Origin of the sequence: Cognatundibacterium aquatile (genome assembly GCF_014699135.1) — a bacterium.
Lineage (GTDB): Bacteria > Pseudomonadota > Gammaproteobacteria > Burkholderiales > Burkholderiaceae_D > Undibacterium > Undibacterium aquatile.
Genome location: NZ_JACOFT010000001.1, coordinates 489,943 through 502,707, shown reverse-complemented (window position 1 = coordinate 502,707; position 12,765 = coordinate 489,943). Strand labels below are relative to the sequence as shown.

Annotated in this window: 13 protein-coding genes; 4 read left to right on the top strand and 9 right to left on the bottom strand. The window is 53.3% G+C overall.

All coding sequences use genetic code 11. From position 1 onward, the window contains the following. Positions 1-42: 42 nt before the first annotated feature. From H8K26_RS02240 to H8K26_RS02225, 4 genes are all read right to left on the bottom strand, one after another. The gene (locus H8K26_RS02240; protein WP_186883807.1) at positions 43-1,596 is read right to left on the bottom strand and encodes an HDOD domain-containing protein; all 1,554 of its coding nucleotides are present in this window, start codon (positions 1,594-1,596) and stop codon (positions 43-45) included. Between the two features lie 100 nt (positions 1,597-1,696). Next, a complete protein-coding gene (locus tag H8K26_RS02235) occupies positions 1,697-3,331 on the bottom strand; it encodes a tetratricopeptide repeat-containing response regulator (protein ID WP_186883808.1) in 1,635 nt (544 codons plus the stop codon). A gap of 203 nt (positions 3,332-3,534) precedes the next feature. After that, a complete protein-coding gene (locus H8K26_RS02230) occupies positions 3,535-3,732 on the bottom strand; it encodes a DUF2905 domain-containing protein (protein WP_186883809.1) in 198 nt (65 codons plus the stop codon). 112 nt (positions 3,733-3,844) lie between these two features. Continuing rightward, a complete protein-coding gene (locus H8K26_RS02225) occupies positions 3,845-5,020 on the bottom strand; it encodes a class I SAM-dependent methyltransferase (protein ID WP_190477063.1) in 1,176 nt (391 codons plus the stop codon). Positions 5,021-5,065: 45 nt separating this feature from the next. Between H8K26_RS02225 and H8K26_RS02220 the strand changes: the two genes are divergently transcribed. The 3 genes from H8K26_RS02220 to ttcA all read left to right on the top strand — a co-directional run bounded on the left by H8K26_RS02220 (position 5,066) and on the right by ttcA (position 7,301). Next, positions 5,066-5,863, top strand: a complete 798-nt coding sequence (locus H8K26_RS02220; protein WP_190477062.1) for an SDR family oxidoreductase — start codon at positions 5,066-5,068, stop codon at positions 5,861-5,863. A gap of 86 nt (positions 5,864-5,949) precedes the next feature. Further along, on the top strand, positions 5,950-6,348 hold the full coding sequence (locus H8K26_RS02215; RefSeq protein ID WP_186896232.1) for a dihydroneopterin aldolase: 399 nt from the start codon (positions 5,950-5,952) through the stop codon (positions 6,346-6,348). An 8-nt stretch (positions 6,349-6,356) separates the two neighbouring features. Beyond that, complete coding sequence (ttcA, locus tag H8K26_RS02210) at positions 6,357-7,301, top strand: tRNA 2-thiocytidine(32) synthetase TtcA (protein ID WP_190477060.1); 945 nt, start codon at positions 6,357-6,359, stop codon at positions 7,299-7,301. 76 nt (positions 7,302-7,377) lie between these two features. Here the strand turns inward: ttcA and H8K26_RS02205 are convergent, their stop codons facing one another. Both H8K26_RS02205 and H8K26_RS02200 read right to left on the bottom strand, forming a co-directional pair. Then, a complete protein-coding gene (locus H8K26_RS02205; RefSeq protein ID WP_190477058.1) occupies positions 7,378-8,256 on the bottom strand; it encodes a pirin family protein in 879 nt (292 codons plus the stop codon). Positions 8,257-8,293: 37 nt separating this feature from the next. Then, positions 8,294-8,896, bottom strand: coding sequence for an FMN-dependent NADH-azoreductase (locus H8K26_RS02200; protein WP_190477056.1), 603 nt, complete (start codon positions 8,894-8,896; stop codon positions 8,294-8,296). A 177-nt stretch (positions 8,897-9,073) separates the two neighbouring features. Here H8K26_RS02200 and H8K26_RS02195 point away from each other — a divergent pair, with 177 nt between their 5' ends. Further along, positions 9,074-9,991 carry a LysR family transcriptional regulator gene (locus tag H8K26_RS02195; protein ID WP_190477055.1) on the top strand — a complete coding sequence of 306 codons (918 nt, stop codon included), beginning with the start codon at positions 9,074-9,076 and terminating at the stop codon, positions 9,989-9,991. A 156-nt stretch (positions 9,992-10,147) separates the two neighbouring features. Here the strand turns inward: H8K26_RS02195 and H8K26_RS02190 are convergent, their stop codons facing one another. The 3 genes from H8K26_RS02190 to fahA form a co-directional block, all read right to left on the bottom strand. Further along, on the bottom strand, positions 10,148-10,684 hold the full coding sequence (locus tag H8K26_RS02190; protein ID WP_190477053.1) for a flavin reductase family protein: 537 nt from the start codon (positions 10,682-10,684) through the stop codon (positions 10,148-10,150). Between the two features lie 135 nt (positions 10,685-10,819). Next, complete coding sequence (locus tag H8K26_RS02185) at positions 10,820-11,254, bottom strand: YidB family protein (RefSeq protein ID WP_186883818.1); 435 nt, start codon at positions 11,252-11,254, stop codon at positions 10,820-10,822. Between the two features lie 142 nt (positions 11,255-11,396). Continuing rightward, positions 11,397-12,728, bottom strand: a complete 1,332-nt coding sequence (fahA, locus tag H8K26_RS02180; protein ID WP_190477622.1) for a fumarylacetoacetase — start codon at positions 12,726-12,728, stop codon at positions 11,397-11,399. Positions 12,729-12,765 lie beyond the last annotated feature (37 nt).

Genomic DNA, 12,765 nt, shown 5'->3' with positions numbered 1-12,765 from the left:
GTAGCCGCTGCCGCAATCAATCGCAGATCGTAGAATAAAAAATCAGCCTCGCATCATCGCCGCGAGTAACTGACTTTTCAAGGTCTTGATCAAAGCGGTTTCATCCGGCGGCACGCCTTCATCTGCGGTGGTCGCGCGATCCGCATAAAACAAGCCCAGGGGCTTCTTTTGTATGACCAGCGGCAAAATAATGAAACTACGGGCGTCCGGTAATAATTCCTGATGCCAGGCTGGCAATAAACTGCGGATTTTTGGCACCATCGCATCCGAAATCATCACGTCAGCATTATTGCTTAAGGCCAGCGCAAATAAATCAGACTCGGATTTGCCGCCGAAGAAAAAGCTCTTTTGCCGTTCGGCATAATGTTCACCAACCGCCAGGCGCGCGACATAACGCCCGCTGCTGATATCGCGCAGGCAGACTGTGGCAAAACGAAATCCCATGCTGGTGTACAAGGTTTCGAGCACCAGCAAGATCAGATCATTCAGCTTGTAGTCATCGGAGGTCAGCATCTGCGTCACATCCTGCACGCCGGTCAGCAACAGATCGCGCGCGTTGTGCGGTTTTCCGCTGGGGTAACGAATCGCTTCCTGTGCGGGAGTGACTTCGGCGGTCTTCAGCAAAAATTCACTGGGAACGCCCAGCGTTTTCAATAATTCCGGCGCTTCTGCATTCGCCTCTGGCAAGGCAATATCCATGCTCTTTGCCATCTGACGGGTCTCAGCTTCGACTTTGAGCAACAAATCGTCCAGCATCGCCTGATCCAGCTCCAGCACTTTACCGAAGCGCTTCAGCAATTTTTCATAACGGGCTGATTTATCGCCGACACCCGAAATCAGAATACCGGCCAGCGCATCGCTGAAGCTTGCCACTTGTTTCAGCCATTCATTACGTTGCGTGCTCTTACGCAGCTCGCCGGAAGGCAATGGCGCCATCGCCTGAATAATTGCGTCCGGGATTTTCCAGCCTTGCAACGCCAGCTCGCCAAAACGCTCGAAGCTACAGCCGAGCAACAAGACCGATGCCGCATCCTCACTGGTTTCTCCGGTGGCAGCAACATTCTGGATACGAGAAAATAATCCATGGTCAAACGAGGCAATCAGAACCTTGCCGACATTCTTGAACAAGGAAGCAACCGCCGCTTCTTCGCCATCCTGAAAGCGCCCACGCTGTGCAATTTCGCGGCCGATAATACTGGCGCACAAAGAATGAATCAGCTCTTTACGTACACTGATCGCCTGCGCCTGATCTTTGAAAAAATCGACCAGCAGCATCGCCAGCGCGCTGGTTTTAACGGTATTAAATCCGAGCAAAAATATCGAGCGTGAAATGGTCGTCACCGCAGCGCCAGCCGCAGTCCGGTATTGGACCGTATTTGCCAACCGCAAGATTTTTTGCGTCAGACCGACATCCGACAAGACAAAATGCGCGAGACGGGACACCGAATCTTCGCCGGACGAAGTAATTTCAACGACTTTAGCGATCGCGACACCCAGTGTCGGTAAATCGTTTTCGTCTCTGATTTTTTTTAATAAGCGTTCGCGATGCGACTCGAGGGGAATCTGAGAAAAACCTGCTGTTGGATAAGTTGCCATAGTTCCTGCGTGTGCAGCCAATGAATTCTACAAGATACTGTGCGACTCCTGCCTGCCGTTCGATCAATCGCCGATACGGCTGGCAGATATGGCAATCGATCTAATTTTTTGTAAAACGACTGATACTCAAACCATACTTTTTCTGCAGCTCATCATATAAACCCCGAATCGCCTTCAGACGCGGATTCATAGGATCAAGATGACGCGCAGATTCGATCAGCGCCTTCGCCTGCTCGCCGATAGTATTGTCCCAGCCAAGATTTTCCAGACATTTCAATGCCGCCAACGCGGCATTCATCACCACTTGTGAATTGTCCGGCGATTTACGGGCAGCGGCCGTCATCAGCTCAACCGAGCCGCGGAAATCGCCCTGCTTCGCTTTTTGCACACCCAGCGCCACCAGATCCATAACTTCCTTCTTGCTGCGCTGTGCCAGCTCTTTCGCCAGATGCCCTTTGCCGGCGCTTTCAAACACGCCCATCGCCTTGTTCATGACCTGCTGGTTACTCGCCGCATTTTTCATCACGTCGAGAATAATTTCGGAAGCCGCATCTTCATTGTCGTTATCAAGGCAACTCTTCGCCAGACCGATCTTGGCACCGGTCGATAAACCGATGTCTTCGCGCGAGGCTTCGACGGCGGCACCGAGTTCTTCGGTCAACCTCGCGTCACCGGTTTTGGCATGCACCATCGCATTTGAAATCGCGCGGCAGGCCGCGGTCTTTTTCAGACCGACCATACTTCTGTCCATGTCGCGGATCACCGATTTAGCCTGATCGGTATCGCCTTTTTTGACCAGCGCATCGACCAGATTCATGTGATCTTCTGGGTCACGGAATTCAGAAAATTTTGCCTTGCTGACGACTTTTTTAAACACGTTTTCTGCGGTTTCGATGTCACCGGTTTCCATCGCAATCCGCCCCAGATTACGTAAGCGGCGTACACCGTGCGGCGAAACGGCGACCGCCGTATCGAGCACTTCTTTCGCTTCGGGGAGCTGGCCAACCATTTCATGTGTTTTGGCAAGCCAGTCATACGCATCCATGTACTTGCTGTTTTCCGCGACCAGATTTTTCAGGATGCTTTCCGCTTCCTGATATTTTCCCTGCATGTACAGCGTTTTCGCCAGACCCAGGCGAGCCCAGGCGACGGCTTTCATTTCAAACAGCTGGGTGTACAGCGCTTCGGCTTCGGCGGCTTCGCCCAGCACCACATGCAGTTCGGCGCGCAGGCGCATGAAATCAATCACATAGCGCGGAAATTCACGTTCGCCGTGGTAGGTGGCAGTAATCGCCTCGCTCACTTGGCCCTGTTCCATCAGGTTATAGACATCGACAAAGGCTTTGCGTTTTTCCAGCGCACGAACCACACGTTCCAGCAGCATGTCGGCAGTAAATGGCTTGAGCAGGTAATCAGACGGGGCAAGTTCAGCGGCGCTGACAACTTTGGCGTAAGAGCGCTCGGCGGTCACCATAATAAAGATGGTCGATAAAGGCGCAAGCTTGTGATGGCGCATGTCTTCCAGCAATTGCTGACCGTCCTGACCGACGCCGAGATCGTATTCGCACAGAATCAGATCGAATACTTTTGCCTGTATGGTCCGCACTGCAGTACCGGCAGTCAGCGAGTGCTCGATTTTTGTAATGCCACACAGATTGAGCATATTGTGCAAACTGACCCGCATTCCCTGATGCGGTTCAATGAGCAATGCCCTGATTTCGCTGAGTTCGCTCATTTCTACCTTTAGCGTAATTTTTTGTTTGTAATCGCTAGTAAGACATATCAGATAGCAATGCTGATATAAGTTCAGCAACCTCCTGATTGCTGCCACGCCTGTCGATTCATTATATTAAAGTGACGGCGAAATAGCGTAAAAACTTTAATCGGCCAACGCTGCAAAATCGGTGCAAAACCGGCATTTTTTCTGCGCTATTGCGTTCACTTGAAGACGCGCGCCAGCAACAACACGACCAGCGAAATCAGTATCGTCGAGGCAAACGGAAAAGAAAAATCACGGCCAAATAAGCGAAAACGAAGGTCGCCGGGCAAGCGCCCTATGCCCAGTTTCTCCAGCCACGGCAGCAGGCTGGAAAACACCACGACGGCCAGAAATATCGTCAATACCCACCGAAACATCAGATACTCCCCCCTGTTTTCATTAAAAACACCTTTATGTCCTTATAAACACTGGGCTTCAAAATATACTCCCCCCAGTATATTTGACGCCTATTTTCACGTCAGCACGCGATCAAAGACGGTGACTACGGTCGTGCCGCAGTAAATTGTCAGGAAGATCAACGCCGCTGCCGACCACAAGGACTTTGAATAACTCGCCCATTTCCGCCGGAGAGATCAGTTTTTGCAACGCGTTCGCCTGCGGCAGATAAGCCATCACCTCTTCCGGCGAGGTACGGCTGAGCAGGTCTGCAATGCCCGATTCGAGTAAAAAACCGGCCTGACTGGTGTAGCTCAATACAGACAAATTTTCTTCCAGCGCCGCGCGCGCCATGGCAGTAAAGTCAACATGGGCGGTGATATCTTGCAAGCCTGGCAAATAAAACGGATCAGGATGTGCGTGATGGCGATAGTGACACATCAGGCTGCCCTGCGAGCGCTGCGGATGATAATACTCTTGCGCCGGAAAACCGTAATCGATCAGGATCGCCGCGCCGCCTTTGCCAGTCGCTGCGCAACCAGCATTCAGCATCTGCGCCAGACTGTGCATAAAACCGCTGGCCACCGCATGCACTTCAGTCAGATAAGCAACCGGCAGCTCACCGGCATCAGGAATCTGCGCGCATTTTTCTGCATCGCAGGCACGTTCGCAGTATTGCAGAGGTGCCGCGTCGCCGTCGTCCGCCAGCGCCACGCCGATCTCGCACCAGCCATCGGCGGTCTTGCGCACCAGATCGACCGGCATCGCATCGAGCACTTCATTGCCCAGCACGATGCCGGAAAATGAGACTGGCATTTCCTGCAACCAGACCACCTGCGGAAAGTCTTTCAGCAAATCTTCCTGACGGGCGCGCAATTCGCCGGACAATTCCACGATAAAATAGCGTTCTATCGCGATACCGGATAATTGACACTCCGTTAAAAAATCTTTGGCGAGCTTACCTGTACCGGCGCCGAATTCCATGACTTGCGCGGTGGTTTGGGCGAATAATTTGCCCGCCAGCGTGGCCAGCGTCGCACCGAATAAAGCAGACATTTCCGGGGCTGTTGTAAAATCGCCGTCTTTGCCTAATTTTGTGGCACCGCCGCTGTAATAACCCAGATCCGGCGCATACAAGGCCAGTTCCATGTAGCGCGAAAAAGGGATCCAGCCCTGATGTTGCCTGATGTCGTCAATGATGAGCTGTTGCAGTGCCTGTGAAGCTGCGAGCGCCTCCGGCGCAGGAATAGGAAGAGATAATTTTTGCATACCGGCATTGTAGTAAAAACCCCGTAGTCACGTTAAAGAATTTCCATGACCCAGACCAAGCTCAACAACACCGAGGCGCGTGTTGCTCTCGTTACCGGCGGCGCGAAACGCATAGGACGGCATATCGCCCTGACGATGGCGCAACAAGGCTGGGATATCGTCGTGCATTTCGGCACGTCGGCCAGCGATGCCGCCAGCGTAGTGCAGGAAATTCAGGCGCTGGGGCGACGCGCCGTGGCTTTGCAATGCGACCTCGCTGATGAAGCCGCGACGCGCGCTTTGTTACCGCAAGCGATATCCGCGATGGGTGCCGTGCATTGCGTGGTGAATAATGCGTCGCTGTTTGCCGAAGACAGCGCCAGCAGTTTTACCTATGCGGCGCTCGACCGCCACATGCACGCCAATCTGGGTGCACCGCTGATCCTCGCGCAGGCGCTGCATGCGGCCACTGGCGAAGGTCAGCAAGCCTGCGTGATTAATTTGCTCGATCAGAAATTATTTAATCTGAATCCCGATTTTTTATCGTATACCTTGTCCAAAGCTGCACTACAATGCGCGACCACGACGCTGGCACAGGCGCTGGCGCCACAAGTGCGGGTGGTCGGTATCGCGCCTGGCATCACGATGGTGTCCGGTCATCAGAGCGAGGCCGATTTTCAGCAAGCGCATCAGGTCACACCGTTGGGTCGTTCCAGCACGCCGGAAGATATTGCGCGCACAGTCTGCTTTGTTGCCGACAGCCCGGCGATGACAGGCACGACCTTATTGGTCGATGGCGGGCAGCATTTAATTCCTTTGCGGCGCGATGTGATGTTTGTTGCCACTGCAAATCAATGCTCATGAATCACAGAAAATGATACGCAGGCCTGACGACGCACTTGCCGCAGGCTACCCGAATCAGAACACGTTTTTACTTTATCAGGCTCTTTATGCTATCCATTTTGCACCACCCACAACTCGCCGACTGCCGCCGCTTGTTTTTGCGGAATTACGAAGTGTCGATCAATATCGGCGTTCACGAGTTTGAGAAAAAAGGCGAACAGCGCGTCATGATCAATGTCGATCTGTATATTCCGCTGGCACTCTCGACACCGAAAGACGATCAGCTTGATGAAGTCGTCGATTACGATTTCATGCGCGGCACGATCGCCGCCCGCGTTGCGCAGGGTCATGTACATTTGCAGGAAACGCTGTGCGACGACGTCGCCCGCATCATGCTGGCACATCCGCGTGTGCGCGCCGTGCGTGTATCGACCATGAAGCCGGATGTGTATCCCGATTGTGAAGGCGTCGGCGTTGAAGTATTTCAGATCAAAACAGAAATTTAAGTCAGACCATGCAAGCAATCAATGAATCTTTAACAGCACAGGCTGATGCGCCTGCTGCCGTTGCAAAATCGCAGGAAAAAATCACCTACGAAAATAATAAGCTGCACAAACGTCTGTGCCGTCAGGTCGGTCAGGCGATTGGCGATTTCAATATGATAGAAGACGGTGACAAAGTCATGGTCTGTCTGTCGGGCGGCAAAGACAGTTATGCCTTGCTCGATATTCTGATGACGCTGCGCGAACGCGCACCGATACATTTCGATATCGTCGCGGTGAATCTCGATCAGAAGCAACCGAACTTTCCGGCCGATGTCTTGCCGGCGTATCTGGAAAAAATCGGCATTCCGTATCACATCGAAAATCAGGATACTTACAGCATCGTCAAGCGCCTGATCCCGGAAGGCAAAACCACCTGCTCGCTGTGTTCGCGCCTGCGCCGCGGCATTCTGTACCGGGTTGCCGATGAACTCGGCGCGAATAAAATTGCACTCGGCCATCACCGTGACGACATACTCGAAACCTTTTTCCTGAATATGTTTTTCGGCGGAAAAATCAAAGGTATGCCAGCCAAATTGCAATCCGATGACGGCAAACACATCGTCATCCGCCCGATGGCATATGTCAAAGAAGCCGATACCGAGCGTTATGCGCAGGTCAAAAACTTCCCTATCATTCCTTGCGATCTGTGCGGCTCGCAAGAAAACCTGCAACGCAAGCAAATCAAAAATCTGATGCGTGAATGGGATAAAAAATATCCGGGTCGCGTAGAAAATATTTTCTCGTCTTTATCGACCGTGGTGCCTTCTCATCTGATGGATAAAAACCTGTTCAACTTCACCGATCTGCAAATCAGTGGCGAAGCAAATCCGGATGGCGATATTGCATTTGACGAAGAGCCATGCGCGACGCCAGCCAGCGGCGTGATTCAGTTGCATCTGGATCAGGACGATTAAGTCTTTTTCCCTGACAAAAAAAGCGGGCATGAAATAAATTCATGCCCGCTTTTTTATTTTCTATACTGCGTCCGTTTCAGGCAAATTTCCCTTCACGGAAATCGCTGATCGCTTTGAAGATTTCTTGCTGGCTATTCATCACAAACGGCCCGTACTGCACTATCGTTTCACCCAGCGGTTCACCGGCAATCAACAAAGCGCGGGTAGCCGTGGCAGCGCTGATGATGACGCCATCGACATCCGCTGTTTTTTTCAAAATCGCCATTCTTTGCTGCGGCACTGCTTTGCCCGCGACTTCCAGCTCGCCTTCATACACATATAAAAACGCATTGGCCGTCGCACTCAGATGCTGACGGAATTGCGTTCCGGCAGGCAAATGTATATCGAGATACAAAGGCTGCGTTACTTCACGCTGCATCGCACCGGCAACGCCATGACTATGCCCAGCAATCACGCGCGCTTTCACGCCTTCTGCGGTCAGCAATTCAGGAATCGCTTCACTCTGAATATCGCGATACCACGGCTCTGTCATCTTATCCTTGGCAGGCAAATTCAGCCACAACTGGAAGCCCGCCATGCGGCCTTCTTCCTGCTCCGGCAATTCTGAGTGAATCACGCCGCGCCCTGCGGTCATCCATTGCACGCCGCCGTTTTGCAGCAAACCTTCGTGCCCGGCGCTGTCGCGATGACGCATGCGCCCGGTCAGCATGTAAGTGATAGTTTCAAAGCCGCGATGCGGATGGTCGGGGAAACCACCGATGTAATCATCCGCTTCGTCACTGCCAAACGCATCCAGCATCAGGTAAGGATCAAGACGATACTGGAACGGTTGCGTCAACACCCGCGTCAGTTTGACGCCGGCGCCATCGGAGGTCGCCTGACCGGCAACCAGTTGTTCCACCACCCGCGACTGGTTGACGTTTTCGGTCTGCAGATCTGTATGTACGGTGCTCATCCTGATTCTCCTTGTAACTGATTGCGCCAGATGGCAATCAGGCTTTCAGTGCATCTTCAATTTGTTGTGTCGCTGAAGCAATCGCTGCCGCTTCGGCGTCCGGCCCCATTGCCAGACCTTCGGCATAAATGAATTCCACATCGGTCATGCCGAGGAAGCCGAAGAAAGTCTTCAGGTAAGGCATTTGTGTGTCATTCCCTGTGTTGCGATACAAGCCACCACGGGTCAGCACCACATACACTTTTTTACCGGTCAGCAAACCTTCAGGGCCATTCGCGGTATAACGGAAAGTGACCTGAGCACGTGAAATCGCATCGATCCAGTTTTTCAGCTGGGACGAAATACCGAAGTTATACATCGGTGCGCCGAGCACGACCACGTCTGCTGCCTGAATTTCTGCGATCAGCGCATCATCTTGTGCCACACGCGCCTGCTGCGCTGCATTGCGCTGATCGGCCGGTGTGAACAAGGCTTGCAAGGCCGCTTCGTCGAGTGCCGGATGTGGCGTATGTCCCAGATCACGCACCGTCAGCGCTGCGCCCGGATTTGCTGCCAGCAAACGCTCGACCAGCACTTTAGACAAACGGTTGGAATGGGAACCTTCGGAACGGACGCTGGAATTGATTTGTAAGAGTTTCATTTTCTTGCCTTCGATAAAGTGGTTAAGGATCAGATGACCATGAACGTACTTTATATGTTCCAATCATATTCCAGAAGACCATAAATTGGATATCATTATCCCAAATATGAAACAATAGCTTATTTCATCAATCAAGCCACCCAGCTCCACAAAAAATCAAGCGAAAAGAGAACGACGATGCAACTGGAAGCGAATGATCTTTTACTGTTTGCCCGCATTGTGGCCGAAGGCAGCTTCAGCAAAGCGGCCGCCCGTTTAGCGGTGCCGAAATCAACCCTGTCACGCCGCATCACGGCGCTCGAATCGCAACTCGGTGAACGGCTGCTGCTGCGCACGACCCGCAAACTCAGCGTCACTGAATTTGGTCAGCATGTCTTGCAGCACGCGCAGCATGTGCAGGAAGAAGTCGATGCAACTCTGGCGCTGACCCAGCATCGCCAGGCCGAACCTTCGGGACGTCTGCGGGTCTCGATGCCCGCCGATTTTGCGAATCAGGAAATGAGCCAGTTTTTATCTGCGCTGATCGCTGCGCATCCGGCGATTGCGTTTGAAATTGATTTGTCGCCGCGCCGTGTTGACCTGATCGGCGAAAACTATGATGTCGCCATCCGCGCCGGTGATCTGCCGGACGATGCCTCGCTCGCGGCGCGCCGGCTGGCCGTGTTCACAGTCGGCCTGTATGCGTCGCCCGCGTATATCGCGCGGCACGGCTTACCCAGCGAACCGGAAGCGCTGATGGAGCATGATGCTTTGCTGCTGTTGGCGCGCAATGGCGAGCCGACGCCGTGGAAACTCAGTCGCAATGAAGAAAAATGGGAAGGCATTCCGCCCGGACGCGCCAGCGCCAATTCGCCGGAACTGCTGACCCGCCTCGCGCGCAATGGTAATGGCATCATCATGCTGCCGGATAATTTTGCGGAATGCTATGTGAAATCGGGCGAACTGATACGCATCCTCGGCGACTGGCAATCGCCGGATATCAAACTGTGGGCAGTCTTTCCCGGCCGTCGTCTGATGCCAGCGCGCACCAGAGTGTTTCTTGATGCCTTGCAGCAGCAATTTGAATCGACCTGCGCGTCGAAACAATCAGCCTGAAAAGCCTGCGAAAACCTCAAAAATTGAGGTTTTCAGGGGAGTATATGGCAATTTCGCACTCATGTCCTTATGAATAAAGGGCTTTAAAATATACTCCCCCCAGTATATTTTTAGTCTCTGGTGCCGGAAATAGCTGAAAAATGACAGCCGCAGCCATTAACGCATGGTCGATTTCAACTGAATGATGTCGCCAGCGACCATGAATTTGCCGTAACCCAGATGATGCAAGGTGCGCGGCGCCGTCACCGCCGGATCACGCCACGCCTTGACGACTTCCAGCACAAACTGACCGTATTTTTTGACCCTGCTGATGTCCACCACCCGGCATTCCAGACTCGCATAACATTCAGCGATCAGCGGCGCACCCACCATTTTTGCGGCGACCGGCGTCAGCCCGCATTGCAGAAATTTATCGACCGTCGCACCGCTGACATTGCCGCATTGCACGACTTGTTCCGCAATCTCTGCGGTCGGAATATTGATCACACATTCCCGCGTTGCCATCAGCAAATCGAAAGAATAATTACGGTTGCTGACGACGCAGCTCAGCAGCGGCGGCTCGAATTCCAGCATCGCATGCCACGACATCGTCATCACATTCGCCCGCCCCGCAGCCGCCGTCGTCAGCAACACCACCGGGCCCGGTTCCAGCAAGCCATAGACTTTGGCCAAGGGATAAGATTTTTTGGGCATGATTTCAGTTCACTCAATATATCGTCTTCACTGCTGCACGCTATCCATACAAGCACAAAAAACTGAGCCCGTGAAACGATCAACGATTCACAGGCTCATATTGTGCAACATTCCGTTATCAACAAAACGCTGCGATCAGCGGCTCATGCCCTTTAACATCCCCAACACACTGCCCAGAGTATCGCCCATCGCATTGCCTTCAGGCACAGTGCCGTCCGGCGTTAACTTGTCAACGACCTGAGGCAACAGTTCTGCCAGATGACCAGACACTTCCTCAGCGGAAAATCCAAATTTTTCAGCGATCGCCTGCACCTGTTCACTGCCGAGTACCGACTGTAACTGCTCAGCAGATATCGGCAGATTCTCGCCGGTTGCAACCCACGAGGAAACTACGCCACCCAGCCCTTTTTCCTGAAATATGGTGATCAAACCGCTCAGGCCGCCGATCTGCGGATTATTCATCAAACCGCCTATCGCTTCCAACAACCCCGCATGCTGCGTTGCGCCTGCCTGACCGGACTGCGTCAACGAGCCCAATACCTGTCCTGCGATTGAATCGAATAATCCCATCATCATCTCCTCAACTAAGCTACTGAACGCCTGAATGTCCATACATTCAGGATCTGACCAGATTGGCTTGCTTAGTATAAGCATAGATCAGTTAAATGCGCAGTAATTGGTTTCAGCGATGAATACAGTCTGCGCCAAGACCTCAGCTTCTGGCAGGCAACAAAGTACCGGTGACTTCGCCGAAACCTATGCGCGGCAGGCCTTGTTTTTGCGTCCAGCCGCGCAGGATGACGGTGTCGCCATCCTCCAGAAACAGCCTTTGTTCACCATTGCTCAGTGCAATCGACTTTTTGCCGCCTTCGGTCAGTTCCAGTAAAGAACCGGCTTCTTCCGGTGCCGGGCCGGATTGGGTGCCGGAACCGAGCAGATCGCCGGGATTGAGGTTGCAACCATTGACCGTGTGATGCGTGACGAGTTGCGCTACCGTCCAGTAGGAATCGCGGAAATTCGATGTCGACAAGCGTTGCGGTGCGGCGCCGTCAGCCCGCATTTTTTCAGTTTGCAGCAAGACTTCGAGCTGAATATCAAACGCTCCACTGTCGCGCAGATCGGGCGCGTCCAGATACGGCAAAGGTTGCGGGTCAGCCGCATTGCGCTGCCACGCCTGACGATATGGCGCCAGCGCTTCCAGCGTGACGACCCAGGGTGAAATCGTGGTGGCAAAATTCTTTGCAAGGAAAGGGCCGAGCGGCTGGTATTCCCAGGCCTGCACATCGCGCGCCGACCAGTCGTTCAACAGGCACAGGCCAAACACATGTGCTTCAGCCTGATCCATGCTAATCACATCGCCCGGCGCATTGCCCTGACCGATGAAAATGCCGATTTCTAGCTCATAATCCATGCGCTTGGCCGGGCCGAATACCGGTGTCTCCGCTGTCGGCGGTTTGGTTTGCGCGACCGGGCGACGGAATTGCTGGCCGGACACGCCTATTGATGATGCGCGTCCGTGATAACCGATAGGCACCCATTTGTAATTCGGCAGCAGCGGATTATCGGGACGAAATAATTTACCGACCGCCGTTGCGTGATGCAGCGAGGTGTAAAAATCGGTGTAATCGCCGATCTGCGCAGGTAAAGCGTATTCCGCCGCGCTCTGCGGCAGCAGGCAGTTTTGCAATGCGGCCAGATGTTTGGCATCGGCCCGCAATACGCGCGATAAAGCCAGACGCAATGCCGACCAGACCGGCGTGCCGAGTGCCATCAGCGCATTCAGGTACGGTGCATTAATTGCTGTCGTAAAGTGCCCGCCCTGCAATTCGGTATAACCGGCAAACGCGTGTATCGCATGGGCTGCGGCCAGATCAAGAATCTGGTCACCGATCGCCACACCGATGCGGAAAGCCTGATGGCTGCCGTGGCGGCGAAATACGCCGAAAGGCAGATTCTGGATAGGAAAATCGCTGTCAGGCTGATTCGCCGACGCAACCCAACTGCGCAGCTCGGGATTGTGGGTTTCGTTCAATTGTATCGTCATGGTGATGCTGTCTTTCACACTTGTTTTCACGCTTGTT

Bases quoted from the DNA above. Each gene is read 5' to 3' on its own strand.
- H8K26_RS02240 (WP_186883807.1), bottom strand. From the start codon at position 1,596: ATGGCAACTTATCCAACAGCAGGTTTTTCTCAGATTCCCCTCGAGTCG.
- H8K26_RS02235 (WP_186883808.1), bottom strand. From the start codon at position 3,331: ATGAGCGAACTCAGCGAAATCAGGGCATTGCTCATTGAACCGCATCAG.
- H8K26_RS02230 (WP_186883809.1), bottom strand. From the start codon at position 3,732: ATGTTTCGGTGGGTATTGACGATATTTCTGGCCGTCGTGGTGTTTTCC.
- H8K26_RS02225 (WP_190477063.1), bottom strand. From the start codon at position 5,020: ATGCAAAAATTATCTCTTCCTATTCCTGCGCCGGAGGCGCTCGCAGCT.
- H8K26_RS02220 (WP_190477062.1), top strand. From the start codon at position 5,066: ATGACCCAGACCAAGCTCAACAACACCGAGGCGCGTGTTGCTCTCGTT.
- H8K26_RS02215 (WP_186896232.1), top strand. From the start codon at position 5,950: ATGCTATCCATTTTGCACCACCCACAACTCGCCGACTGCCGCCGCTTG.
- ttcA (WP_190477060.1), top strand. From the start codon at position 6,357: ATGCAAGCAATCAATGAATCTTTAACAGCACAGGCTGATGCGCCTGCT.
- H8K26_RS02205 (WP_190477058.1), bottom strand. From the start codon at position 8,256: ATGAGCACCGTACATACAGATCTGCAGACCGAAAACGTCAACCAGTCG.
- H8K26_RS02200 (WP_190477056.1), bottom strand. From the start codon at position 8,896: ATGAAACTCTTACAAATCAATTCCAGCGTCCGTTCCGAAGGTTCCCAT.
- H8K26_RS02195 (WP_190477055.1), top strand. From the start codon at position 9,074: ATGCAACTGGAAGCGAATGATCTTTTACTGTTTGCCCGCATTGTGGCC.
- H8K26_RS02190 (WP_190477053.1), bottom strand. From the start codon at position 10,684: ATGCCCAAAAAATCTTATCCCTTGGCCAAAGTCTATGGCTTGCTGGAA.
- H8K26_RS02185 (WP_186883818.1), bottom strand. From the start codon at position 11,254: ATGGGATTATTCGATTCAATCGCAGGACAGGTATTGGGCTCGTTGACG.
- fahA (WP_190477622.1), bottom strand. From the start codon at position 12,728: ATGACGATACAATTGAACGAAACCCACAATCCCGAGCTGCGCAGTTGG.